Origin of the sequence: Rhodoligotrophos appendicifer, from assembly GCF_007474605.1 — a bacterium.
In the GTDB taxonomy this organism is placed as follows: Bacteria; Pseudomonadota; Alphaproteobacteria; order Rhizobiales; family Im1; genus Rhodoligotrophos; species Rhodoligotrophos appendicifer.
This window is the reverse complement of the sequence record NZ_VHKL01000006.1, coordinates 36,117-60,045: the sequence shown is the minus strand read 5'-3', so window position 1 is coordinate 60,045 and position 23,929 is coordinate 36,117. Positions and strand designations below refer to the sequence as shown.

The window sequence follows — 23,929 nt, the reverse complement described above, 5'->3', positions numbered from 1 at the left end:
TTCTCAGCCGAAATCGGCAACCGTCTGGGAAATCAAGTCGTCCACCACGGCCGCAAGAGCTTCATCCTCTGCAAGGCCGCGCCGTTTTGCGGCCTCGAACACTGAGATCTGGCGAACCGCACTCGTTCCCCGCTGGAGAATGGTCCGGCAGTGCTCCACCTCAGCGACACCGCCGAAGTGCTCGGCGTCCGGCCGCACCAGGATGAGCAACTCCTCAAGCAAGCCCTCGGAAGGCACAATTTCGCCTCGGCCGAAGTCAATCAGCCCTTGCGATGCACCGTAGCGCAAGGCGCGCCAGCGGTTCTCATTGACGAGAAATCGTTCATAAGACCGCCACCGCTGATTGTCCCGGCGCAGGCGGAACAACATCCTCACCAAGCAGCGAAACAAGGCGGCCACGGCGATGGCGTCGTCGAGACGGGTGCAGACGTCACAGATGCGAAGTTCCAGCGTGGGGAAGCGCCCAGAAGGTCGCAGATCCCACCAGATCTTCGTTGCATCCTCGACGATCGCCAGCGACGTCAGCGTCGCCACCGTGCGCTGGTAATCGGCAAAGCTCGAGAATTGCGGCGGCAGGCCGGTGCGAGGAAGGCTATCGAAGACAATGAGCCGATAGGAGGCAAGCCCCGTATTGCGGCCCTGCCAGAAGGGCGAAGAGGTCGTTAGCATCAGAAGATGCGGTAGGAAGTAGACAAGCTGGTTGAAGAGATCGATGCGGAGGTCCTCATCCTCCACGGCTACATGGACATGCATGCCACAGATGAGCATGCGCTGAACCACCACCTGCAGATCCTTGGCCAGAATCTCGTAGCGATCACGGTGGGTGTGGCGCTGATCATCCCAACGGGCAAAGGGATGGGTGGAGGCGGCGATCGGCGCAAGACCGTGATCTCGGGCCGTATCGGCGATGGTCCGGCGCAGATGCGCCAAGTCGGTTCGGGCCTCGTCCATGGTCGAGCAGACCCGCGTGCCGACCTCGATCTGACACTGCAGGAATTCGGGACTGACCTGTCCCAACAGGCGGCGCTCGCACGCGGCCAGAAGTCCTTTCGGGGCCTCGTGAATGAGGTCTCGGGTCTTGGCATCGACGAGGAGATATTCCTCTTCGATGCCAAGGGAGAAGCTGGGTTCGATCAAAGCATGGGCCATGCCGGATCTTGGCCGATGCCAGGGCGACCAACAAGGGGCCACGGACGCAGGGGCGATCGGTGCGACCGATTACCTAGAAGAAGACATCCGCGACTGCTTGCGTCGACCTTATGTCGAGGCTCGCTCCATCCTCGATCGCACAAACAACGGGCCTCGCGGTCTCAACCGCCTGGCGCTCCACGTCATCAAGGGTATGGAGAAAGTCGGTCTCCGGCTCGCAAAACTTCTCCTTGAAGCGGGCGAAGGCGATCTTAAATTGCTTGAGTTGCTCCGCATATCTCTCTTCCTTCATCGGCCCCTCCTAAAGAAAAGCTTCGATCGCGGCGGGATTGGGATGGAAGTCGCTGCTGTTGGCAAAGCCGCGCGCTTCCTCCGTGCAGAAGATGGGCTGAAGGCGGTTCACGATGGCGACGATCTCCGGATCGGTGCTGGATCCCAAGGTGCTGTTCGCGTCACAGACATGGTGCTGTATCCGCTCAACGACGAGCTTGAGCTGTTCGAGAACAACTGCCGACGTCGCCTCTTCATTCGCTGGATCGATGTTGCTCATTATACGTCTCCTCTGGATGAGCATGATTCCTAGATGCAGGAATTCGAAGAAAGTCGATGGGGCAGGGGCCTAAAATGTGACAGACTCAGGTTGAGTTCGTGATTTGAAGGATATCCAGAGCGACTGGCCACGTGAGCGGCGGGCGTGTATAGATCCCGGCGTCGATTGGGTGCCTGCCGGCCGACGGCCATATCAAGGGGGCACGGTGCGGAAGCCAGTCCAGGGTCACCGCCGCCAGGAAACATTCATAGGGACGTCACCTTTCGAGGGCCGACATGATCGTCCGCTCGGTTTTGGAGTTGTTGACATGGCACAGCATTGGACACCCGACACATGGCGCACTCTGCCGGTGGTCCAGATGCCGGACTATCCGGATGCCGCGAAGCTGGCTGCCGTCGAGGCGCAGCTGAAGGGATTTCCTCCGCTGGTCTTTGCTGGAGAAGCGCGAAAGCTGAAGCGCAAACTCGCCAAGGTGGCGGAGGGGAAAGGCTTCCTGCTCCAGGGCGGCGATTGCGCTGAGAGCTTCGAAGAACATTCTGCCGACAATATCCGCGACTTCTTCCGGGTGTTTCTGCAGATGGCGATCGTGCTGACCTTCGGCGCCTCCTCGCCGGTGGTCAAGGTCGGCCGGATCGCCGGCCAGTTCGCCAAACCACGCTCGGCACCGAACGAGACAGTCGACGGCGTGACGCTGCCCGCCTATCGCGGCGACATCATCAATTCCAACGATTTCACGCCCGAGGGCCGCATCCCGGATCCCGAGAGGCAATTGATGGCCTATCGGCAGTCGGCGGCCACGTTGAACCTGCTGCGCGCCTTCGCCCAGGGCGGTTATGCCAATCTCGAACATGTGCATAATTGGACGCTCGGCTTCCTGCGCGACAGTCCGGCGAGCGCGCGCTATCAGGCGCTTGCCGACCGGCTGACAGAAACGCTGAACTTCATGCGCGCCATCGGCATCAATGCCGATACTGCACCACAGCTCAGGCAGACCGATTTCTTCACCAGCCATGAGGCGTTGCTGCTCGGTTATGAGCAGGCGTTGACCCGGGTCGATTCGACGTCAGGCGACTGGTATGCAACATCGGGCCACATGCTGTGGATCGGCGATCGCACGCGCCAGCCGGAGGGGGCGCATGTAGAGTTCGCCCGGGGTGTTCAGAACCCGATCGGCCTCAAATGCGGACCGAGCCTGACACCTGATGAGCTGCTGCGGCTGATCGATATTCTCAATCCGTCCAACGAGGCAGGCCGGCTGACGCTCATCTGCCGCTACGGGGTCGACAAGGTGGAGGCGCATCTGCCCGGCCTGATCCGAGCGGTCACGCGCGCCGGTCGGCATGTGGTGTGGTCCTGCGATCCCATGCATGGCAACACGATCAAGGCTTCCACCGGCTACAAGACGCGGCCCTTCGATCAGATCATGGGCGAGGTGAAGCGGTTCATGGCGGTGCATCAGGCCGAGGGTACCCATGCCGGCGGAATCCATGTCGAGATGACGGGGAAGAACGTCACCGAATGCACGGGCGGCGCACAACTGGTGACGGAGGCTGATCTGTCGGATCGTTATCACAGCTTCTGCGATCCCCGCCTGAACGCGGACCAGGCCTTGGAGCTGGCTTTCCTGATCGCCGAACAGCTCAAGAAAGAGTCCGCATTCAAGCCTCAAGAAGTCGAGAGCCTGGACGCCGCTGAGTAGGGCCCCAGCTGCGTCCGATCCTTTACCCCAGCAGCGCCTCGGCGATGGCGCGGATGTGGCGATGATCCGTTCCGCAGCAGCCGCCGAGCACGGTGAGGCCGTAGCGCCTATGGAGATCAGCCATCTGCTCGCCGAAGAGTTGCGGAAGGCCCGCCTCGAGATGGTCCAGCCTGTCGAGCTGATCCGGCGGCAGGGTTGAGGCATTGGCTTTAAGTCCGGCGATGCGTCCAGCCACTGCGGCCGTCAGACTGGGACCGTTCTGATAGGCCTCTCGGAACAGCGTCGGGTGGACGCAGCCGATCAGATAGTGCTGCGGTGCAGGCTTCACCCTCGCGTCGATCCGGGCAATCGCCTCGGCAAGAGGCGTCCCATCCAGCATGCGTGCGCCCGCATCGATGATCGGAGCAAGAGCATAGGGCAGGCCTGCTGCCGCCATGGCGGCAGCAACCCCCTCCAGCTCGGCGGCGCTGGCGAAAGTCGGGGCGTAGAGAAGGTCAACGCCAAGCTCCGCCAGCATCTCGGCCTGGATCGAGTGATAGGCTCGAGCGACTTCGGGGGACGGGGCCTCCGCGGGATCGTAGCCATCGCGGCGTGGACCGATTACCCCGGCGATGGCAATTAGATATTCGAGGCCCATGTCGCGGCGCAGATCATGAAGCAGGCGGACGGCGGCGCCATTGATGCGCGCGAGATCGTCGGCATGGCCAAAGCCAAGCCGGGCCAGGCAGTCGGGATGGGCGCGCCACGTGGGGGTGCCAAGCTGCATCGGCAGCTGTGTCTCTGCAGCGATCTCCAAGTAACTGCGATAGATCGCTTCCAGGGCCCAGCGTTGGCCCGGCCGGACCAGGGGCAAGAACGAAGCAAATTCGGGAAGGTCGAGATTGAACTCGTAAATCAGCCGCGTTTCGATTCCACCATCGGTGAGGATCGTCGGTGGCTCGGCGAGGCTGGTGTGAAGCGGGGGCAGGGTGATCTCCTTTGGTCACGAAGCATCTTGACGTGGGCTGCAAGCTTTGCGCATGGTGGCGCCCATGACAACCGCCGCCACCAATGCCGCCTGCCGCGGCAGCATTATTATCCGCTAGCAATCTCGCTGGCGCTGCGGCCGCTCGATCTTCACCGACATACGAAGAGCACCCGCCCAGGCCAGCGCCAGGACGCATAGGCCATGACGCTCAAGCTTTACAATACGCTGACCCGGAGCAAGGACCAGTTCCGGCCCATCGATCCATCCAATGTGCGGATGTATGTCTGCGGGCCCACGGTCTATGACTTCGCTCATATCGGCAATGCGCGGCCGGTAATCATTTTCGACGTGTTGTACCGTCTGGTGCGCCATCTCTACGGCGAGAGCCACGTCACCTATGTGCGCAACATCACCGATGTCGACGACAAGATCAACGCCCGGGCCGCCCAGGACCATCCCGGGCTGCCGCTGAACGAGGCGATCGCCAAAGTCACGGCCGAGACGAACGCCCAGTTCCAGGCGGACGTCACAGCATTGGGCTGCCTCGAGCCCACTCATCAGCCGCGGGCGACGGATAACATCCCGCAGATGATCGAAATCATCGAGCGGCTGATTGCGCGTGGCCATGCTTATGTGGCGGAGGGGCATGTGCTGTTCAACGTGCCCAGCGACACGCATTACGGTCTGCTGTCGCAGCGGCCGTTGAAAGAGATGCAGGCCGGTGCCAGGGTCGAGGTCGCGCCTTACAAGCAAGATCCCATGGATTTCGTCCTGTGGAAGCCTTCGAATGAGGGGGAACCCGGTTGGGATAGCCCCTGGGGCCGCGGCCGCCCAGGGTGGCATATCGAATGCTCGGCCATGAGCTGGCGCTATTTGGGCGAGCGCTTCGACATCCATGGCGGGGGGATCGACCTGGTTTTTCCCCATCACGAGAACGAACTCGCCCAGACCACGTGCGCTTTCGGCACCGACGTCATGGCCAATATCTGGATGCATAACGGCTTCCTCCAGGTCGAAGGGCAGAAGATGTCCAAGTCCCTGGGGAATTTCGTGACGATCCGAGATGTCTTGGGGGACTGGCCAGCGGAGGTGGTGCGTCTCAACATGCTGAAGACGCATTACCGGCAGCCGATCGACTGGACCCTCAAAGGGCTGGAGGAGAGCAGCAAGACGCTCGACTACTGGTATCAGGCCGATGTGAACGCGCCTGAGGCGGCGGCCCTCGACGAGGAGGTGCTCGAGGCGCTTTCCGATGACCTCAATACGCCGCGTGCCATCGCCCGGCTGCACGCCTTGTTTGCCCAATTGGGCGATCTCGGTGAGTCGGGAATGGGAGACCAGCGGCGGATCTTCAAGGCATCGGTCCAAGGGCTGGGGCTCATGTCGCGGTCGGCGAAAGAATGGTTCGAGGAGAGCTGGCAGCGCGCCGGTGTTGACCAGCCGAGGATCCGCGCCTTGATCGGTGAGCGATTGAGGGCGCGCAAGGAGAAGGATTGGGCCGAGGCAGACCGCATACGCGACGTGCTCCTGGCCGAAGGCATCGCCCTCAAGGATGTCAAGGATCCGCGAACGGGCGAGCCCGTCACCACCTGGGAGGTCGCCCGATGAGCACCGGCAAAACTGAGGAGAGCCTTGAGACTGCCCCTCAGCCTCCCAGCGATAAGACCCCTCCCTCTCCCGCAGGGGGAGAGAGGAAAGAGGAGGGGGCCCCGCTGTTGATCGGCCGTCGCCTGTCGCCCGAGGCGCGGGGCAAGGGAGCCAGACGCCGATGACCCGCGAACGGCTGTTCCTGTTCGATACCACTCTTCGCGATGGCCAGCAGACGCCGGGCATCGACTTCTCCGTCGAGGACAAGCGCGCCATCGCCAGTCTGCTCGACAAGCTCGGCGTCGACTATGTGGAAGGCGGCTATCCGGGCGCCAACCCTACCGACAGCGCGCTGTTTGCGAAACGGCCGAAGCTCACCCATGCCCGCTTCACCGCGTTCGGCATGACAAAGCGGGCGGGCCGTTCGGCCGCGAATGATCCCGGCCTTGCCGCCTTGTTGGATGCGGATGCGGATGCCGTCTGCTTCGTCGCCAAGGCCTGGGACTATCATGTGGAGGTGGCGCTCGGCTGTACGAACGAGGAGAATCTCGAGAGCATTCGCCAATCCGTGGAGGCCGCCGCTGCGCGTGGACGGGAGGTGCTGGTCGATTGCGAGCATTTCTTCGACGGCTACAAAGCCAATCCCGACTATGCCCTCAGTTGCGCCCAGGCAGCCTATGCGGCCGGCGCCCGCTGGGTCGTCCTGTGCGATACGAATGGCGGCAGGCTCCCGGACGAGATCGAAACCATCGTGAGTGCTGTCTGCCGCCATATTCCCGGGGATCATCTCGGGATCCACGCCCATAACGACACTGAGCAGGCGGTGGCGAATTCGCTGGCGGCGGTGCGGGCCGGGGCGCGACAGATTCAGGGCACGCTCAACGGCATCGGCGAGCGCTGCGGAAACGCCAATCTCGTATCGCTGATCCCGACCCTGGCGCTCAAACCATCCTATGCGGACCGCTTCGTCACGGGGGTCGCTCCCGAGGCGCTGGCCACTCTGACCCATGTCTCACGGGTCTTCGACGAGTTGCTGAACCGGGCCCCCGATCGGCAGGCGCCCTATGTGGGAGAGGCCGCCTTCGCCACCAAGGCCGGCATCCACGCTTCGGCGATCATGAAGGATCCCCGCACCTACGAGCATGTGGCGCCGGAGATCGTCGGCAACCGGCGACGGGTCCTCGTGTCGGATCAGGCGGGGCGCTCCAATCTGTTGGCCGAACTCGCCCGCATCGGACTCGATGTGGAGGCCAAGGACAAACGTCTCGACCGGCTCCTGGACGAGGTGAAGCGGCGCGAGGCCGAGGGCTACGCCTATGAGGGCGCGGATGCCTCCTTCGAGCTCCTGGCCCGGCAGACGCTCGGATCCGTGCCGCATTTCTTCGATGTGGAGAGTTTTCGGGTGATGGTGGAGCGTCGCCACAATGCGCTCGGCGACCTCGTCACGATGTCCGAGGCCACGGTCAAGATCAAAGTCGATGGTGAGATCCTGATGTCGGTGGGGGAGGGCAATGGTCCGATCAATGCGCTGGACATGGCGTTGCGCAAGGATCTGGGAAAATATTCCCCTTACTTGGCGGATTTGGAGCTGGTCGACTTCAAAGTGCGGATCCTCAACGGCACGACCGCGGCGACGACGCGCGTCCTCATCGAATCCGGCGATGCCCAGGGCGAGCGCTGGTTCACGGTGGGAGTCTCGCCCAACATCGTCGATGCCTCGTTCCAAGCGCTCATTGACTCCATCACCTTCAAGCTGATGCGCGACCGGGCCCCGGCCTCTTAGCCGATGGGGCCGTTCCACGCCATGCGCTTGCCGCATGGCGGCTATGGGCGCGCCATGGTTGTGCCGGCAGGCGCTTCGTGAGACCAATGCGGCCGCTCGCGCAGGCGCCCGTTCCTGCATGGGAACAGTGTGATGGCGTCCATCCAACTCGAGATCACGGCCCATGAACGGGCACTCGCAGAAAGCCGAAAAGGCTTTTTCTGCGGCCTTGCCGCCTATGTGATTTGGGGCTTCGTCACCGTCTATTACAAGCTCGCGCCCCATATACCGCCGCTGGAAATCGTAGCCCACCGTGCGGCCTGGGCCGTGCCGTTCGCCGTTGTCGTCCTGATGGTGTTGGGCGGCGGTGCAACGGTGGGATCGATCCTGCGGACCTGGCGGATCATGCGGGTGCTGATGTTCACCGCGACCATCATTGCCATTAATTGGAGCCTGTTCATCTGGGCGGTCGCCAATGACCGCATCCTCGAATCAAGCCTAGCGTATTACATCAATCCGCTGATCAGCGTGGCGCTCGGCTTCGCCTTGCTGGGGGAGCGGCTGACGCGGGCACAGGGGCTCGCGATTGGCATCGCCGCCGTCGCGGTCGTCTTCCAGACCACGGCCGAGGGAGTGTTTCCGTGGCTCGCCCTTGCGCTGGCGTCGAGCTTCGCGACCTATGGCTATCTGCGCAAACAGGTTCCTGTGGGAGCGGTCGAGGGCTTCCTGGTGGAGGCCATGGTGATGACGCCGGTGGCGGTCGGCGCCATCGTCTGGTTCGAGGTTACGGGGCAGGGGCATTTGTTCACCGCACCGCTGGATGCGCTCTATCTCATTGTCGGTGCCGTCGTGACCGGGGCCCCGCTGATGCTGTTTGCGGCAGCCGCCCGGCGCCTTCGGCTGTCGACCCTCGGACTGATGCAGTATATCGGCCCCTCGATCGGCTTTCTCTTCGGTGTCTTCTGGTTCCATGAGCCGCTGACCACGGTGCGGCTGATCACTTTCATCTTGATCTGGGTGGCGCTGGCGCTCTTCTCCTGGTCGGCCTTGCGACGGGACCGGCCGGCAGTCGACATACCGCCCAGCTGAGTCCGTGCGGTCTTCACATGATCTGGCGGACAGGACGGAGAGGGACCGTCTCGCGACGCCGCTCGGCTTCGGCCTGGAGATAGGGCAGCACCTCCTGGGGCGTGTCGACGACGCCGAAAGACACGTCGAGCCCCGGCCGCAGGAACGCCTCTTCGCGCATATGCCGCAGGAGCTCCAATAAAGGAGCCCAGAACCCCGCCACGTTCAGCAGCACGATCGGTTTCGTGTGCTGGCCGAGCTGGGACCACGTCGAAATTTCCACGAGTTCCTCAAGGGTGCCGATCCCGCCCGGCAGAGCCACGAAGGCATCCGAGCGCTCGAACATCGTCATCTTGCGCTCATGCATGTTCTGCGTGACCACGAGGTCCGTGACCTCGTCGAGCATGCGTTCCTTCTGCACCAGAAATTCCGGGATGATGCCGGTGACCCGGCCACCACCCGACAGGCTGCCTTTCGCAACCTCCCCCATGAGGCCCAGGCCACCACCGCCATAGACGAGGCCGATGCCGCTGGCGGCCAGCTCCTCGCCCAAGATGCGGGCGGCTTCGGCATAGGCCGGATTGCGGCCGCGGCTCGAACCACAATAAACACAGACTGATCGAATCGAAGACATTTGCAACTTTGTTAACGTTAACGGGTCAGGGTGAGAAATAGTGCCTGCGAAGACCTGTCTCATAATGGGTGCTGCAAACGCTCCCGACAAGCTGAGGCAGGTTACGGTTCATCAATCAGATCAGAACATTGCGACATCCATATGCTTGCTGCGCGTAGCACTTCATGCAAGAAGTGAAGAGTTTCCGGCGGAGCAAGGTCAAAGAGCTCGTATAGTCGTGAAAATCTGGAACATTACGGATTTAGTCGATGAAGAATCCGCTCGCCATCGTGGTGGCGTTCGTGCTGGTGGCTTTAGGTGTGTTGCTTTACGTCAACAGCGATAAGTGGGATCGCTGGCGGCAATGGGCGACACTGCCTGCGGAAGATGCCATCGCACCGCAGGGATCGACATCCGGCCAGGGTCAGAGTTCCACCGCGACCGCTCCCGACATTAAGGCGCCGCAGTCGGGCGGCAGCGACGTGGCCGAGGGCCAGCCACAGTCCCCAGGCCTCTCTACCCCGGAGCGAGCCGCCTCCGAACCCTCGGTCGGGGGGCAGTCGCAAACTGCAGCGAACCAGCAGCAGGCAGCCCTCGGTGCCCCGCAGAGCCAAAAGATTGAAGAGCCACTGGCCGGGATGACCGCGCCGACGCCGGGGGGCAGCGATGCTTCTACGCCGGGGACGGATACGCCCGAGCCGCTGGCTGGCGCGGCCGAAGAGAAACCCAGTTTCGACATCGTCCGCGTTGAGGAGGACGGTACCGCCGTGATCGCCGGCCGGGCCAAGCCGAAGGCGACCGTCACCGTCATGCTCGATTCAACCACCTTGAGCGAGACCGAAGCCAATGAGCGGGGTGAGTGGGTCGTGGTGATCGACAAGCCGATTCCGCCCGGCGACCATGACCTGTCCGTCGTTTCCAAGGAGCCTGGGCAAAAGGCGGTGGTCTCAGACCAGACCGTGGCTCTCGCCCTTGCGCCCCCAGGCGAAGAGAGGCCCCTGATCGTGGCGACGGAACCCGACAAGCCAAGCAAGGTGATCCAGGCGCCAGAGCCGATGGCACAGACCGCGGCAGAGACCACTGCCGCCGAAAAGCCGCTGCAATTGGAAACCGTCGACTATAGTGATCGCGGGCAGATGATCTTCTCGGGCACCGCGCCCGCCGGTTCCAGGGTCAGGCTCTATATCGACAACAAGCATGTCGCCGACGCCGTGACCCAGGCCGACGGCCGCTGGGTCCTCGAAAATGAAGGGACCATCGCATCGGGCAAGCACCATTTGCGCGTCGATCAGCTGTTGCCAAATGGCAGGGTTGAAAAGCGTGTGGAGCTCCCCTTCGAACGGGCCGATGAGGAAATGGTCGCCCAACTCCTGAAGCAACGGGCAGCGGCACAAGCTCCGGCAGGCGCGCCTGCCGCTCAGCCCGAGAGCAAGACGGTCGCCGAGGCGCAGATTGGCGCGACCCAATCGGACGCTGCCGGTGCCAGCGGCAAGAGCGCCGAACGCCTGCCGGCCACGGGAGGCGGGGCCGCTACCGAAGAGAACGGCTCGGGTGCCGGCGTCGTCGGCGAGGCCAAGAATTCCCGTAGCGGCGCGCCGGCAGCCATGGTGGAGACGCCCGCCCAGACCGGATCCGGAGTCGCCGGAAGCTCACAAAATGTCGCGCCGCCTGCGTCCTCCGGCGTGACGGGACAGAAGACCGCCACCGCGCCATCCGCTGTGACCGGGCAGGGGCCCGCCACAGCGCCATCCATCGTGACGGGGCAGGGGCCATCCACTGCTCCGGGAAACGTCACGAATCAGGGGTCCGCTACGGCACAATCAGGATCAGCCCCGGCACCCAAGATCACAGGATTGGCTCCTTCATCACCACAGACAGCCACGGCCCCATCAGGCGCGCAGACGGCTACTGGCGAGTTGCCGCCGGCCACTCCCGCACAGGCGCGGGGGCAAGTCATCATCCAGCCGGGGAACAATTTGTGGCGCATCGCCCGCGTGGTCTATGGCAAGGGCGTCCAGTATTCGGTGATCTACCAGGCCAACCAGATGCAGATTCGCAATCCCGACCTGATTTATCCGGGGCAGATCTTCAACACACCGGGAGCCACGCCGCCCGCTGTCATCCCGCCCAGTCGACGCGACCCTTTCGAGCCTCCGCAAACTCCAAACTGAGCCGGAATTAGCTTTTGGTGGAGCGGCATTCGAGGTCCCGGAACCAGATATTTTCGGGCATGATTTGATCGACGGGTCAAAGATCACTAAGTAGGCGACACGCGCGGGAAATGTTTCTCCGCGTGCCGTGCCGCTTTCCAGGAATTGATGACCGCCCCGATCAACGATGCCGCCGCTTCCCCCGCAGCCCCCTCGGGCCATTGGGGAACGATGAAAGCCGTGCTGCCCTATCTCTGGCCCTCTGAGCGGCTGGATTTGCAGCTGCGGGTCGTGTTCGCCGTCGTGGCCTTGATCATTGCCAAGATCACCACCGTCGCCACTCCTTACGCCTTCAAATATGCCGTGGATGCGCTGGCGCCGATCAGCGTGGCGGACAGTGAACGAGGGGCGATCGCGGCAACAGCGGTTGCCGTGCCGCTGGCGCTGATCCTTGCCTATGCTGCTGGACGGGTCGCCATGGTCCTCTTTGCGCAGGTGCGTGACGGCCTGTTTGCCAGCGTCGGTCAGAATGCCGTCCGGCGGCTGGCCGACCGAACCTTCCGGCATCTCCATGCCTTGTCGCTGCGGTTCCACCTGGACCGGCGGACGGGGGGCTTGAGCCGGATCATCGAGCGCGGCACCAAAGGCATCGAGACGATCCTTCGGTTCTCGGTCTTCAATACCTTTCCGACCCTCGTCGAGCTCAGTCTCGTCTGCGGAATTCTGGCGTGGGAATTCGGCTGGATCTATGCCGTGGTCACCGGCATTACAGTGCTCCTCTACATCGGCTTTACCTACCGTGCCACCGAATGGCGGCTCAATTTGCGGCGCAGGATGAATGATGCCGACACGGAGGCGACTACCAAAGCCATCGACAGCCTGCTCAATTTCGAGACCGTGAAGTATTTCGCCAACGAGGAGCATGAAGCGCGGCGTTTCGATCAGTCCATGGCGCGTTACGAGACCGCTGCCACGAAGACAATGACGTCCCTGGCGGTGCTCAACTCCGGCCAAATCGTCATCTTCACCATCGGGCTTGCCATCATTACGCTGATGGCCGCGCGGGGCGTCGCCCAGGGAGCCATGACCGTCGGCGATTTCGTGCTGATCAACGCATTCCTGATCCAGCTCTACATGCCATTGAACTTCCTCGGCTCGACCTACCGGGACATCAAGCAGGGTCTCATCGACATCGAGTCCATGTTCCAACTGCTGGATGTGCCGCCCGAGATCAAGGATGCCCCTCATGCGACCGCTCTCGGGGTCCACCGCGGGGAGATCGTGTTTGATCACGTGCAGTTCGCCTATGATCCAGAACGAGCGATCCTCAAGGATGTGAGCTTTCGCGTGCCCGCAGGGCGGACCTTGGCCATCGTGGGTCCTTCCGGTGCCGGGAAATCGACGATTTCGCGACTGCTCTACCGGTTTTACGACGTCAGTAGCGGCGGGATCACCATTGACGACCAGCGGATCGATGAGGTGACGCAAGTCAGTCTGCGGCAGGCAATCGGCATGGTCCCGCAGGATACGGTGCTGTTCAACGACACGATCCGCTACAACATCGAATATGGGCGGCCCGGGGCCAGCGATGCGGAGATCATCGCCGCTGCGCATAGTGCCCAGATCCATGATTTCATCATCAGCTTGCCTCAGGGTTATGCAACGATCGTCGGCGAAAGGGGGCTGAAGCTCTCGGGCGGCGAAAAACAGCGGGTGGCGATCGCGCGCACGATCCTCAAAGCGCCGCCGATCCTGGTTCTGGACGAGGCGACGTCGGCGCTCGATACCCATACCGAGCGGGAGATCCAATCGGCCTTGAAGCTCGTGTCGAAAGACCGAACCACCCTAGTGATCGCCCATCGGCTGTCGACCGTGGTGGATGCGGATGAGATCATCGTCTTGGCCGATGGGCGAATCGTCGAGCGGGGACGTCATGGCGAGCTACTGGCGCGTGATGGGGTCTATGCCAGCATGTGGAACCGTCAGCGCGAGGCTGAGGAAGAGGCGGAAATCCGAGCCGAGACGGTGTTCACACAAACGCCGGTTGCAGCAGGACTGCTTGCCGTGGAGGATGAGCTCGGCGAGGATCAGGAGGACAGAGCCTTCGTCGAGGTGGTGCGGTAAGGAGTGCCTCCGGGTTGCGGAGCCATCCTCAACAGACAACAGCGGAGCCGCGGGGCTCCATCAACATGACCTCAGGAGCAAAGATTGGACATTCTGGCCACCATCCGCGCGACGCTGACACCCGTCCATCGCGAGGGGTATCGATTCGTCGCGATCTTCGCCGCCATCACACTCATTTTGTTTCTGTTCGTCTCCGATACGCTGGGTTGGATCGGAGTCGTCCTGACCCTCTGGTGCGCTTATTTCTTCCGCAATCCCGACCGGGTGACACCGCTTCGTGAGGGTCTGGTGATCAGTCCGGCGGATGGCCGCATCAGCGCCATCCAATCCGTGGTGCCGCCGCCGGAGCTCGGTTTTTCGCACGAACCAAGGATTCGGATTTCGGTTTTCATGAATGTCTTCGACGTGCATGTGAATCGCGCTCCCGTGGCCGGACGGATCACTCGAATGACCTATATCCCGGGCAAGTTCATCAATGCCGAACTCGACAAGGCCAGCGAAGACAATGAACGTCAGGCGTTCGCCATCCTGATGGCCGATGGCGAGGAGCTGGGGGTCGTGCAGATCGCCGGCCTGGTTGCGCGGCGAATCGTGCCCTTTGTCAGACCCGAGACCCAGGTGTTCGTGGGAGAGCGCATCGGCCTCATCCGCTTCGGCAGTCGCGTCGACGTCTTTCTTCCGGTGGGCAAGACTCCGCTGGTCTCGATCGGCCAGCGTGCTATTGCGGGCGAGACGGTGTTCGCCGACCTTCGTTCCGTCGAGCCGGAGCGGATCGCTCGGCTCGGATAGGCGTTAGTATCCTGTCGGTTGCGTGACAAAGGAGAAGCGGATGGGATGGCGCGGCAGCGAGTCGCTGGATCCACGGCAAAGATCGCGCGAACAGCGGATGCGCCGGTTCAAGCAGGTGCCGGTGCGGTTCCTGCTGCCGAACCTGATCACGCTGCTGGCGATGTGCGCCGGCGTGACCGCCATCAGGCTGGGTATCGAAGGACGCTTCGAACTGGCCGTCGCGGGTATCATCATCGCCATTCTTCTCGATGCCCTGGACGGCCGAATCGCGCGACTGCTCAAAGGCACCTCGCGTTTCGGAGCAGAGCTCGATTCGTTGGCGGATTTCGTGGATTTCGGCGTGGCGCCGGCAGTGCTTCTCTATCTGTGGTCGCTGCACGAGCTGAAAAGCCTGGGCTGGATCGTCTGTCTGGTGCTGGCCATTTGCTGTGCTCTCAGGCTCGCCCGGTTCAACGTCGCCCTGGACGATCCGGACCGGCCGGCCTACATGGCCAACTTCTTCACCGGGGTGCCGGCCCCCGCCGGTGCGGGTTTGGCGCTGCTGCCCCTCTTTCTCGGCTTCCTCGGCGTCATCCCCAACGGACCGGCAGCCGCCTGGTTCATCCTTCCCTATGTGGCCGTCATCGGCTTTCTCATGGTCAGCAAGGTGCCAACGCTTTCGGGAAAGACCCTGGGATCGCGGATCTCTCGCGACGTGGTGCTGCCCGTCTTGTTGGTGATGGTGCTCTTCATTGCCGTCCTGGCAAGCTTTCCCTGGCAGGTGCTGACGGCTCTCGCCGCAGCCTATCTCGTCATGCTCCCACTCGGCTATCGGAGCTATCTCCGGCAACGTGCAGCGCATCGTCGGGCCGCAGCGCCAGAAGAGCCTGGCTCAGCACCCGAAACTTAATCGGCAGGCGTCGTGATCGGCCTTGCACTGGGCGCGAGGCTGAGGATCATTTCCCATCACTTCGTTGCAGCGGGAGACAAACTCATCGCAAAGATTCGCGGATGCGGGCTGACATTGCCCCGGTTGCAGAGGCCGCAGGCAGATGGTGAGATCTGCGTAACAGGCACTGCGCCAGGCCTCCTCGCCAAAGGCTGCCTCCGTGCATTGGGTGAAGGCCGACCAGCACTGTCCCTGCGGGCTGTCCTCGAGTTCCACGGCGAAAGCCCCCGGCGCAGGCAGGGACAACAGCAGCGCTACACTTCCGGCAAGCCAGTCTTTCCTCATGGGGACGCCATCCTGTACGGTCGACGGATTATAATGGCGACACAGGAAATGGGGTCAAACAATTGCCATCTTGCCGCTCTTTCCCGAGAGGGGCGTGTCCGATTTGTCGCGAACATGCTAACCCACGCAGTTCGGTGAGACGGTCGGGGAAATCGAGGTGATGCTGCGTTCACGATTGGAACTGAGTTTCGGTAGCATGGTCGCTGCCTACGCCTCGTGGTCGGCGCGGCATGCGGCCTTGGTGCTGGGGCTGGTGATGATCGCTGCGTGCGGTGCCGGAATCTACGCCTACAGTACCTTGACTGTGGATCTCGACGATGCCGGGCTGATCTCGTCCCAGGCACCGTTCAAGCAGGCAGCGCAGGCGGTTCACAGCGTCTTCCCCGCCGTCGAGCAGTCGATGACGGCAATCGTCGAAGCCGACGATCCAACGGTGGCGCGGGTGACAGCCGACCGGGTTGCGGATGCGTTCCGCGCGCGGCCCGAACTCTTCAGCGAGATCTTCGCCCCGGGGCTGGGTTCATTTTACGATCAGAATGCCCTGATGATGATGCCGCCAACGGACATCCAGACCGTTGCCGTGAGACTGCAGCGGGCGATGCCGCTCATGCAGATCCTGTCGCGCCAACCAGATCTGGTCGGGCTGGCGACAGGCCTCGATCAGTTGGCAATCGCCACCAGGATGAAGATTTTTCCGCCCGAGGCGATCACATTGCTCACGGAGATCGACCGGGTGGGGCAGAGCCTCATCGACAACAAGCCGGCGATGCTCGACTGGCAAAGCACTTTGGTCGGAGACCTCAGCCGCAACCGGCAAAGCTGGGCGATCTCCGTCAAGCCTACTCCGGGGCCCGAGTCGGTCGCGGCAGCGAGGGCCTTGATCGCTGATCCCGCTATTACCCGAGGTGTCGCGAAAATCCGCCTGGTGGGGGGACCCGCGTCTAAGGGCGACGCGGTCAACACGGTCGCAGCCTGGCTGCCATTAGCTTTTGCCATGATTCTCGCGGGCGGCTGCCTCGTTGCCCTGTTGGGCCTTCGATCGATGCGGCTCTTCTTGGTTTGCGTCGCCACCTGGGCTGCAACACTGGCCTTTGCCGCGGCGGCGGGAGCAGCCATTCTCGGATCGGTTGGACTTCCTGCCATCGTCGTCGCCGCCCTCCTGGCCGGTGTGCTGATGGACCTGCCAATGCTCTTCGCACTGAGGTTCCGCGAGGAAAGACTCGGCGGACGGGATCAGGCGCGCGCACTCGCCGTCGCTGCAAAATCCTGCGGCCTCCCATCGGCACTGGCATTCGTCGCGATGACCATTGCCTTTCTCGCCTTCTGGTCGACGGATCTCGTGGGCGTCGCCGAGATCGGCTTGGTGGTCGCGGCCACGCTGGCGATCATGCTGCTTGCCGGCCATCTGCTGGTTCCTGCGCTGCTCGTGCTGCTGCCCATCAACCCGCGGCGAGGCCGACCCGCGTCAAGCCAGGTGCTCGCCACCATCGCAGGAGTGCTGACCTCGCAGCCGGTGCGCTTTCTGGTTACCCTGCCGATTGTCGCCGCCGCCGCCGCCAGCGTCCTCTTGCTGCGGGATGTGGAGTTCGAGCGGGATGCGAGAATTGTCGCTCAGCCCATGACGGGCGCAGCACAGGTGATGGTGACGGGAGAGCAGCAGGCGCGGTCGCTGTACAAAGCCATCGAGGCGCTGCCCGAAGTCGGAGCCGCCATCAGCGTGTTCAATTTCGTGCCCAGCGGGCAGGACACAAAACTTGCGATCCTCGGCGACGTCCAAGGAAGTCTTCCGCCGGCGCTCGAAGGTACGCCGCAGACGAGCGCGGAGCAGGCCGAACGCGGATCCATCGGACAGCTGGAACGCGCGCTCAACAGCATCGCTTCATCCAACGCGCCGGAGACAGCACGTGCCGCCGCTCAAACGGTGGAAGCGACGCTCAGGGAGTTTGCGGCCTCAAAGGGTACGGGGGAAGCGGCCATCGCCGAGCTTGAGACCGCGCTTCTGACTAGCCTGTCGCCAACCATCGCCCGTCTGCGCATGCTTGCCGATGCGAGCCGTATCTCGCTCGATACTCTCGATCCCGAATTGAAGCGCCGGTATCTCGCTCCCAATGGGCAGTTTCTCATCGACATCAGCGCTAAAAGCGACCTGAGCGACCGTGGCAACCTCAAAAATTTCGTCACCGCCGTCCAAAGCGTGGCTCCGCAGGCCTCGGGTCCCGCTGTCGACGCCTATGAAACCGCCGTCACACTCAGGCAAGCCCTCCTCCAGGTGCTGGCCGTATCGGCCGGTGTCATTGCACTTTTGCTGATCAGCCTCCTTCCGCGATTCTACGATGTCTTGCTCGTCGCGATCCCGGTGACGCTCGCGCTGCTCATTCTGGCCGGCGCCATGGTCCTTCTCGATTTGCCGGTGGTCCCGCTCACCGCATTGGCCGTGCCACTGCTGATCGGTCTTGGAGTGGGCAACGGCATCAAGCTGCTGATGCGCGCTCGGGAGAGTGTGCGGTACAACAATGCTGCTCGCCCGAGCACGCCGCGCGCTATTCTCTGGACGACTCTCGCCATCATGGTCGGTGCGGCAACGCTGCTGACAGCCCCGCTGGCTGCACCGATCCTACTGGGTAAGATCCTGATCGCCGGATTGGCCCTGCTCACTGCTTGCACTTTCATCGTGCTCCCAACTCTCGTCTACTGGACTCTGCCCAGCCGTCGCCGCTGACAGGGCGTCGCATTGCGACTGCAAAGACACAATCAGGACGAGATTTCATTCTATGGCAAGCATGTGGCGCGATGGCACCCCGCCAGTACTTGACGCTGCTCGTCCTTTTCCCTCAATGCTGGAGATTAATGCGGGGACGCTGCGGACTTGTGCGCGTGCACAATAACGTCTCCAACCCGTTCCCTCGGGGAACATTGAGAAAGGGGCTGCTGTGGCGGTACCGTTTATCCAGCAAGCGCGCGTTGGGGGCTATATCCTCAAGCAGAAGATCCTGGGGAACAAGCGATATCCGCTGGTCCTGATGCTCGAGCCCTTGTTCAAGTGCAATCTCGCATGCCCGGGCTGCGGCAAGATCGATTATCCAAAACCCATCCTCGACAAGCGTCTGTCCGTGGAGGAATGCCTCAAGGCCGTCGACGAATGCGGGGCGCCCATCGTTTCCATCCCCGGGGGCGAGCCACTGATCCACAAGGAGATCGATCAGATCGTCGAGGGGATCGTGGCACGCAAGAAGTTCGTCTATCTCTGCACGAACGCTCTGCTGCTCAAGAAGAAACTCGATCTGTTCAAGCCCAGCCCCTATCTGACGCTGTCGATCCATCTCGACGGGCTGAAGGAAGAGCATGACCATGCCGTGGCGCAGCCCGGGACTTTCGATCGAGCAGTCGAGGCCATTAAAGAGGCCGTGAAGCGCGGATTCCGCGTGACGGTGAACTGTACGCTGTTCAACAATGCTCGGGCTGACAAGGCTGCGGAGTTCTTCGACTTCGTCATGGGGCTGGGTGTGGAGGGCGTCACGGTCTCTCCCGGCTATGCCTATGAGCGGGCTCCAGCACAGGATCACTTCCTGAAGCGGCAAGAAACAAAGAACCTGTTTCGCGACGTCTTCCGGCGCGGCAAGGAGAGCAGCCGCAAGTGGGTCTTCAACCAGTCAAGTCTCTATCTGGACTTCCTCGCCGGTAATCAGGACTACTCCTGTACGCCATGGGGTAATCCAACCCGCAACGTATTCGGCTGGCAGAAGCCCTGCTACCTCATTGGAGAGGGCTATGTCGGCTCCTTCAAGGAGCTGATGGAGACCACCGACTGGGACAGCTACGGCACCGGAAAGTACGAAAAATGCGCCAATTGCATGGTGCATTGCGGCTTCGAGCCGACCGCCGTCAACGATACGGTCGCCCATCCTCTGAAAGCCCTCAAAGTCTGGTTGGGAGGCTTCAAGACCGAGGGAGACATGGCACCAGAGATCTCGCTCTCCAATCAGCGGCCGGCGGAATATGTGTTCGAGACCCATGTCACGAAGGCGTTGGCTGAGATCCACGAGAACCCAACTCCGCCAAAGCGGCCGAAGGTAACCCTAGTCAACACGACCGCCAATCGCGAGATGAGCAAGGCGAGCTAGTGACCGGGCTGCGCGGGAGTTCGCTCGCGCAAGTCGGAGCAATGCCGGAAGGTCTCGGGGGTGGCGCAACAGCCCCCGGACCGTCGCCATCGCATCTATCGTGCCATCGGAGCGCATGCCCTTCATGGCCGAAGGCGGTACGACCGCGTCCATCTCGTCGAGAATCACCCGCAGGACGATGAATGGCAGGCCGTGTCGCTCTGCGACCGTGGCTATCGCTGCAGATTCCATGTCGATGGCAACGGCACCCGTGTTGCGATGGAGCCTCTGCTTCTCCTCCGGCGTCAATGCCGGTTGGAGAACGCTCAACAGGCTTGCCACAGGTGCGCCTTCGGGGACGGCACCGCTCATCCGGACGCGCCATGGTCCGTCGCACACATAGTGACGGTGCTGCTCGTCGAGAAGTATTTCGGGGATGATGATTCGCGCCGTCTGCCATCCGGGCGCGAGGGCGCCGGCCACGCCGAAACTGACCAGTCCATCACAGTTCCGCGCGACCAGTGCCTCGGCCGCGGCTTGAGCGCGGGCCTGGCCCGGCCCATGGCAGGCGACATGAAGATGGCCAGCTGCACGCAGGATATCGGCCTCGAAGACCAAGCCTGTAATGAAGCCGGGGGAGGCGGGCAGCGCCATGCGATTACTCCTCGCCGGCCTCCACGACCCTTTCCCCTGCGATGCGAGCGCTGAGGTATGCTCGATCGATCCATCGAAACGATGATTGAGATCTCAGAATCGCTTTGCCGCGCCTGGATGTGAGCTGGCCCAGCCTCACAGTCCCCAGACCACCTGTTTCGAATTCCCCCGCTTCAAATTGCGGAAGCGGGACAGGGCCCAGATGGGGAAATAGGAACTGTAGCCGTGATACCGGAGATAAAAGACCCGGGGGAAGCCTACGGCCGTATACCAGGGTTCCTTCCAGTTGGCGCCGTCACGGGGGGTGGCAAGAATGTGCTTCACGCCGCGCTCCACCGATGGATGGTCGACTTCGCCGGCCGCCATCAGACCGAGCAGCGCCCATGCCGTCTGTGAGGCCGTGGATTCCTTGGTTTCGAATCTGCGCTCTTTCCAATAGCTGGCGCCGTCCTCTCCCCAACCTCCATCTTCGCGCTGACACGCGAGCAGCCAGTCAACCGCCTTGCGAACATAGGGTGCCTGCATGTCCTCCCCCACGGCATTCAGCGCGCAGAGGACGGACCAGGTTCCGTAGATGTAATTCGTGCCCCAGCGTCCAAACCACGAGCCGTCTTCTTCTTGCTCGTCCTTGAGGAACTTGATGCCGCGAGCGACGATGGGATGGTCACTGGCATATCCCGCCTGGGCTAGGAAACCCAAGCAGCGGGCGGTCACGTCGGCCGTTGGCGGATCAAGCAAGGCCCCGTGATCGGCGAATGGAATCGAGTTGAGGAAATCGGCATTGTTGTCGATGTCGAAGGCGCCCCATCCCCCGTTCTTGCTTTGCATGCCCTCGATCCAGACGAGGGCGCGGTCGATCGCCGGCTTGTGGGCCTCGGCGTCAATGCGGTGCAGCAGCATACCGACCACCGCCGTGTCGTCGACATCGGGGTAATAATCATTGCGATACTGAAAGGCCCAACCACCGGGCTCCAGATCAGGAGCATTGATGGCCCAGTCACCCTTCACATCGTTGATCTGTCTGCCGACAAGCCACTCACATGCATGATCAATGCGCTTTCCGCTGTCCTCGGTCGCTGCCTCGCGCAGGGCGTGACCGGCAAGTGCCGTGTCCCAGATCGGAGAGACGCAGGGTTGCACATAGCGAGGACGGTCGTTGCGGGTTTCGCGATGATCGACGACGAGCTTGTCGACGGATTGGCGAACCATGACCTGATAAGGATGATCCTTAGGATAGCCCAAAGCCTTGAAGGCCATGCCGGAATAGGCCATGGCCGGAAAGATCGCGCCAAGGCCGTCCTCGCCGTTCAGGCGGGGGACGATAAAGTCGACAGCCGCCTTAATGGCGCGCTTGCGCGTGAAGAGCCTTGGGAAGATGTGGCGTTCGGCGGGATGGAGCAACCTGTCGAGCTTAAGGAAGAATTCGCCCCACAGCTTGCCCGTCGGATTGGTCTGCCACTGGGTGATGGTCGCAGGATCGTTCTTGAAGATCTCACGGCAGGACCCGCCGGTCGGATTGGACGCTCGAGGCCGCATTGCCGCCAGGAGCAGCAAGGGCGCGATCACGGTGCGCGACCAGTAGGCAAATTTCCAGATGTTCACCGGAAACCATCGCGGCATCAGCATGAGCTCGATCGGCATGGCGGGGATCGCATGCCACGGTACCTGCCCAAACAAGGTCAGGGTATAGCGCGTGAAGACATTCGCGGTCTCCGCGCCGCCATGTGCCAAAATCGCGTTGCGAGCCCGCACCATGTGAGGGGCATCAGCGTCCTCGCCGATGAGCTTGAGGGCGAAATAGGCCTTCACGGAGGCGGAGATATTGAAGTCGCCATCATAGTAGAGCGACCAGCCGTCATGCTTGTCAGACTGGATGAGACGCAGATATTCACCCAGCTCCGCTTCGAGCGCGGGATCGAGTTCATCCATGAAGTGGTTGAAGAAGATATATTCCGACGGGATGGTTGCGTCAGCTTCCAGCTCAAAGAGAATATGTCCGTCACGCTGCTGGAGTGCGGAGAGGGCCGAGGCAGCATCGGCAATCGTAGCGTCAAGACGATCGTAGAAATCCACATCCGAGTAACCGGGAACGCCCCGCGTCTCGGCATGGAAACTGCGCTCCGATATTGCAATCGTCATCGTCGTCCTTCAACCCGGGATGCAAGTTCGTCAGTGTGGCTACTGTTTGACTTGATCGTTGCCGCGAATTTGTCAAGCTGACCTAAGTTTGTTGATAACACGTTTGCGGCCGCGGTGGCGCCCGATCTGATCGCCCCCTCGATGGTCGCCGGCAATCCGGTCGCGGTCCAGTCACCCGCCAAAACCAAGTTGGCATAGGCCGTCCGTGAACCCGGACGCCTGGCAATCTGAGCCGGTGTTTGAGCGAAGGTCGCCCGTCGCTCCTTAATGATACGCCAACGTGGCAGCGGAGCGGAGGCCATGGAAAGAGCCATAGCGACGTCTCGCCACACCGCTTCCGCCACAGTCTCCGCCGGGCTGTCGGCCAGAGCCTCGGCGGCACTGACAGTAACGGATGCCACGTCATCACGCAAAAAGATCCACTGCGCGGTGCCGCCGACAATTCCAATCACCGGCATGTCATCCTGTATCATGATCGGATGGTCCAGGCGGAAATGCGCATTGACGATGGGAGCAAAGGCGTCGGGGACGGTGAGACCGGGCAGAAGATCACTGGCAACGGTGGGAGGCACGCTCAGAACCACCTGATCTCCAGGGTTCAACGCGACCGTCTCACGCGCGAAAGTAAGGCCGGTGACACGGTCTCCGTCGCGATCCAAGGACAGGAGGCGGGATCCGTGGCGGATGTTCCCACCGCGGTCGGTGATGTATTCCAATGCAGGATCGATGAAGGTGTCCGACAAGCCGTGGCGGGCGATGCGCGGCCGGCTCGCCGCAGCCCCCTGCGCGAAAATCTCCAACAAGACCGGCTTGAGCAAAATTGCGGCGGCAGTGTCCGGTGGCGCGTTGAGGACGGCGACGACCAAGGGCTCCCAATAGAGTTCCATGACGGCTGCGTCGACTTTGAGCACCTCGCTGACGGTCGACGTCGCATCCGCGTTCAGAAGCCGCAATCCGGCAAGATAGTCAAAGGCGCTGGTGCCGGGAGCCCGGCGATGGCGGCTGAACATCCACCAAGGCAGCTTGCCGCTGTTGGGCGCGATGGTCCAGCGGTTGCCATTGCGGACGTCGAGAAACGGAAACCGCGCCGCATCGGGGCCGATCAACCGGTCCTCGGCGCCGATGGTCTGCAGATAGGCCATGGCCGAGCGGTTGCCCGATAGGAGCATGTGATTGCCATTGTCGATGACGCAGTCGAGAGCGGCATCATGAAACGAGCGGCACCGACCTCCGGCACGCACGGCCTGTTCCCAGAGCTGAACCTGGTGTCCTGCTTTGGCAAGCTCGACCCCAGCAGATAGGCCGGCCAAGCCGGCGCCAATGATGTGGACGAGGGGCATTCGACAATTCTCAGGACAGGCTCAG

18 protein-coding genes are annotated in these 23,929 nt (G+C 62.3%); 10 read left to right on the top strand and 8 right to left on the bottom strand.

The window, feature by feature from the left end; all coding sequences use genetic code 11:
• Positions 1-3 precede the first annotated feature (3 nt).
• From FKM97_RS14325 to FKM97_RS14315, 3 genes are all read right to left on the bottom strand, one after another.
• Positions 4-1,149, bottom strand: coding sequence for a carboxylate-amine ligase (locus tag FKM97_RS14325; protein ID WP_205015029.1), 1,146 nt, complete (start codon positions 1,147-1,149; stop codon positions 4-6).
• Between the two features lie 73 nt (positions 1,150-1,222).
• The gene (locus tag FKM97_RS14320) at positions 1,223-1,441 is read right to left on the bottom strand and encodes a hypothetical protein (protein WP_144293116.1); all 219 of its coding nucleotides are present in this window, start codon (positions 1,439-1,441) and stop codon (positions 1,223-1,225) included.
• 9 nt (positions 1,442-1,450) lie between these two features.
• Entirely contained in the window at positions 1,451-1,699 is a 249-nt protein-coding gene (locus tag FKM97_RS14315; RefSeq protein WP_144293115.1) for a hypothetical protein, read from the bottom strand.
• 307 nt (positions 1,700-2,006) lie between these two features.
• On the opposite strand from FKM97_RS14315, the gene FKM97_RS14310 reads away from it, so the two are divergent.
• Positions 2,007-3,398: a class II 3-deoxy-7-phosphoheptulonate synthase gene (locus tag FKM97_RS14310; RefSeq protein WP_144293114.1), complete on the top strand. Its 1,392-nt coding sequence runs from the start codon at positions 2,007-2,009 to the stop codon at positions 3,396-3,398.
• 22 nt (positions 3,399-3,420) lie between these two features.
• Here the strand turns inward: FKM97_RS14310 and FKM97_RS14305 are convergent, their stop codons facing one another.
• On the bottom strand, positions 3,421-4,326 hold the full coding sequence (locus FKM97_RS14305; protein WP_281290108.1) for a homocysteine S-methyltransferase family protein: 906 nt from the start codon (positions 4,324-4,326) through the stop codon (positions 3,421-3,423).
• Positions 4,327-4,566: 240 nt separating this feature from the next.
• Between FKM97_RS14305 and cysS the strand changes: the two genes are divergently transcribed.
• The 3 genes from cysS to rarD all read left to right on the top strand — a co-directional run bounded on the left by cysS (position 4,567) and on the right by rarD (position 8,803).
• Positions 4,567-5,973 (top strand): cysteine--tRNA ligase, encoded by a 1,407-nt coding sequence (gene cysS, locus FKM97_RS14300; RefSeq protein ID WP_144293112.1) that lies wholly within the window; start codon positions 4,567-4,569, stop codon positions 5,971-5,973.
• Positions 5,974-6,133: 160 nt separating this feature from the next.
• Positions 6,134-7,735, top strand: a complete 1,602-nt coding sequence (cimA, locus tag FKM97_RS14295; protein WP_144293111.1) for a citramalate synthase — start codon at positions 6,134-6,136, stop codon at positions 7,733-7,735.
• Between the two features lie 132 nt (positions 7,736-7,867).
• Positions 7,868-8,803: an EamA family transporter RarD gene (gene rarD, locus FKM97_RS14290; RefSeq protein WP_144293110.1), complete on the top strand. Its 936-nt coding sequence runs from the start codon at positions 7,868-7,870 to the stop codon at positions 8,801-8,803.
• A gap of 13 nt (positions 8,804-8,816) precedes the next feature.
• On the opposite strand, the gene FKM97_RS14285 is transcribed toward rarD, so the two are convergent.
• Entirely contained in the window at positions 8,817-9,416 is a 600-nt protein-coding gene (locus FKM97_RS14285; protein WP_144293109.1) for an LOG family protein, read from the bottom strand.
• A 248-nt stretch (positions 9,417-9,664) separates the two neighbouring features.
• Here FKM97_RS14285 and FKM97_RS14280 point away from each other — a divergent pair, with 248 nt between their 5' ends.
• From FKM97_RS14280 to hpnH, 6 genes are all read left to right on the top strand, one after another.
• Positions 9,665-11,566 (top strand): LysM peptidoglycan-binding domain-containing protein, encoded by a 1,902-nt coding sequence (locus tag FKM97_RS14280; RefSeq protein ID WP_144293108.1) that lies wholly within the window; start codon positions 9,665-9,667, stop codon positions 11,564-11,566.
• 147 nt (positions 11,567-11,713) lie between these two features.
• Positions 11,714-13,669 (top strand): ABCB family ABC transporter ATP-binding protein/permease, encoded by a 1,956-nt coding sequence (locus FKM97_RS14275; protein WP_144293107.1) that lies wholly within the window; start codon positions 11,714-11,716, stop codon positions 13,667-13,669.
• 84 nt (positions 13,670-13,753) lie between these two features.
• A complete protein-coding gene (locus tag FKM97_RS14270) occupies positions 13,754-14,458 on the top strand; it encodes a phosphatidylserine decarboxylase (protein WP_144293106.1) in 705 nt (234 codons plus the stop codon).
• Positions 14,459-14,498: 40 nt separating this feature from the next.
• The gene (gene pssA, locus FKM97_RS14265; RefSeq protein ID WP_144293105.1) at positions 14,499-15,347 is read left to right on the top strand and encodes a CDP-diacylglycerol--serine O-phosphatidyltransferase; all 849 of its coding nucleotides are present in this window, start codon (positions 14,499-14,501) and stop codon (positions 15,345-15,347) included.
• A 484-nt stretch (positions 15,348-15,831) separates the two neighbouring features.
• A complete protein-coding gene (locus FKM97_RS14260; protein ID WP_144293104.1) occupies positions 15,832-18,390 on the top strand; it encodes an MMPL family transporter in 2,559 nt (852 codons plus the stop codon).
• A 211-nt stretch (positions 18,391-18,601) separates the two neighbouring features.
• Positions 18,602-19,792, top strand: a complete 1,191-nt coding sequence (gene hpnH, locus FKM97_RS14255; protein ID WP_144293103.1) for an adenosyl-hopene transferase HpnH — start codon at positions 18,602-18,604, stop codon at positions 19,790-19,792.
• Here hpnH and FKM97_RS14250 read toward each other — a convergent pair.
• The 3 genes from FKM97_RS14250 to hpnE all read right to left on the bottom strand — a co-directional run bounded on the left by FKM97_RS14250 (position 19,748) and on the right by hpnE (position 23,904).
• Entirely contained in the window at positions 19,748-20,425 is a 678-nt protein-coding gene (locus FKM97_RS14250) for a phosphorylase family protein (RefSeq protein WP_144293102.1), read from the bottom strand. The genes hpnH and FKM97_RS14250 overlap by 45 nt on opposite strands.
• Before the next feature lie 135 nt (positions 20,426-20,560).
• The gene (gene shc, locus FKM97_RS14245; RefSeq protein ID WP_144293101.1) at positions 20,561-22,564 is read right to left on the bottom strand and encodes a squalene--hopene cyclase; all 2,004 of its coding nucleotides are present in this window, start codon (positions 22,562-22,564) and stop codon (positions 20,561-20,563) included.
• Positions 22,561-23,904, bottom strand: coding sequence for a hydroxysqualene dehydroxylase HpnE (gene hpnE / locus FKM97_RS14240; RefSeq protein ID WP_144293100.1), 1,344 nt, complete (start codon positions 23,902-23,904; stop codon positions 22,561-22,563). The genes shc and hpnE overlap by 4 nt, the downstream gene beginning before the upstream one ends.
• Positions 23,905-23,929 lie beyond the last annotated feature (25 nt).

What these genes read in the sequence shown, in the direction of transcription:
- rarD (WP_144293110.1), top strand. Translation starts at nt 7,868, where the DNA reads ATGGCGTCCATCCAACTCGAGATCACGGCCCATGAACGGGCACTCGCA.
- FKM97_RS14285 (WP_144293109.1), bottom strand. Translation starts at nt 9,416, where the DNA reads ATGTCTTCGATTCGATCAGTCTGTGTTTATTGTGGTTCGAGCCGCGGC.
- shc (WP_144293101.1), bottom strand. Translation starts at nt 22,564, where the DNA reads ATGACGATTGCAATATCGGAGCGCAGTTTCCATGCCGAGACGCGGGGC.
- FKM97_RS14320 (WP_144293116.1), bottom strand. Translation starts at nt 1,441, where the DNA reads ATGAAGGAAGAGAGATATGCGGAGCAACTCAAGCAATTTAAGATCGCC.
- FKM97_RS14325 (WP_205015029.1), bottom strand. Translation starts at nt 1,149, where the DNA reads ATGGCCCATGCTTTGATCGAACCCAGCTTCTCCCTTGGCATCGAAGAG.
- FKM97_RS14250 (WP_144293102.1), bottom strand. Translation starts at nt 20,425, where the DNA reads ATGGCGCTGCCCGCCTCCCCCGGCTTCATTACAGGCTTGGTCTTCGAG.
- cimA (WP_144293111.1), top strand. Translation starts at nt 6,134, where the DNA reads ATGACCCGCGAACGGCTGTTCCTGTTCGATACCACTCTTCGCGATGGC.
- FKM97_RS14310 (WP_144293114.1), top strand. Translation starts at nt 2,007, where the DNA reads ATGGCACAGCATTGGACACCCGACACATGGCGCACTCTGCCGGTGGTC.
- FKM97_RS14280 (WP_144293108.1), top strand. Translation starts at nt 9,665, where the DNA reads ATGAAGAATCCGCTCGCCATCGTGGTGGCGTTCGTGCTGGTGGCTTTA.
- hpnE (WP_144293100.1), bottom strand. Translation starts at nt 23,904, where the DNA reads ATGCCCCTCGTCCACATCATTGGCGCCGGCTTGGCCGGCCTATCTGCT.
- FKM97_RS14275 (WP_144293107.1), top strand. Translation starts at nt 11,714, where the DNA reads ATGACCGCCCCGATCAACGATGCCGCCGCTTCCCCCGCAGCCCCCTCG.
- cysS (WP_144293112.1), top strand. Translation starts at nt 4,567, where the DNA reads ATGACGCTCAAGCTTTACAATACGCTGACCCGGAGCAAGGACCAGTTC.
- pssA (WP_144293105.1), top strand. Translation starts at nt 14,499, where the DNA reads ATGGGATGGCGCGGCAGCGAGTCGCTGGATCCACGGCAAAGATCGCGC.
- FKM97_RS14260 (WP_144293104.1), top strand. Translation starts at nt 15,832, where the DNA reads ATGCTGCGTTCACGATTGGAACTGAGTTTCGGTAGCATGGTCGCTGCC.
- FKM97_RS14315 (WP_144293115.1), bottom strand. Translation starts at nt 1,699, where the DNA reads ATGAGCAACATCGATCCAGCGAATGAAGAGGCGACGTCGGCAGTTGTT.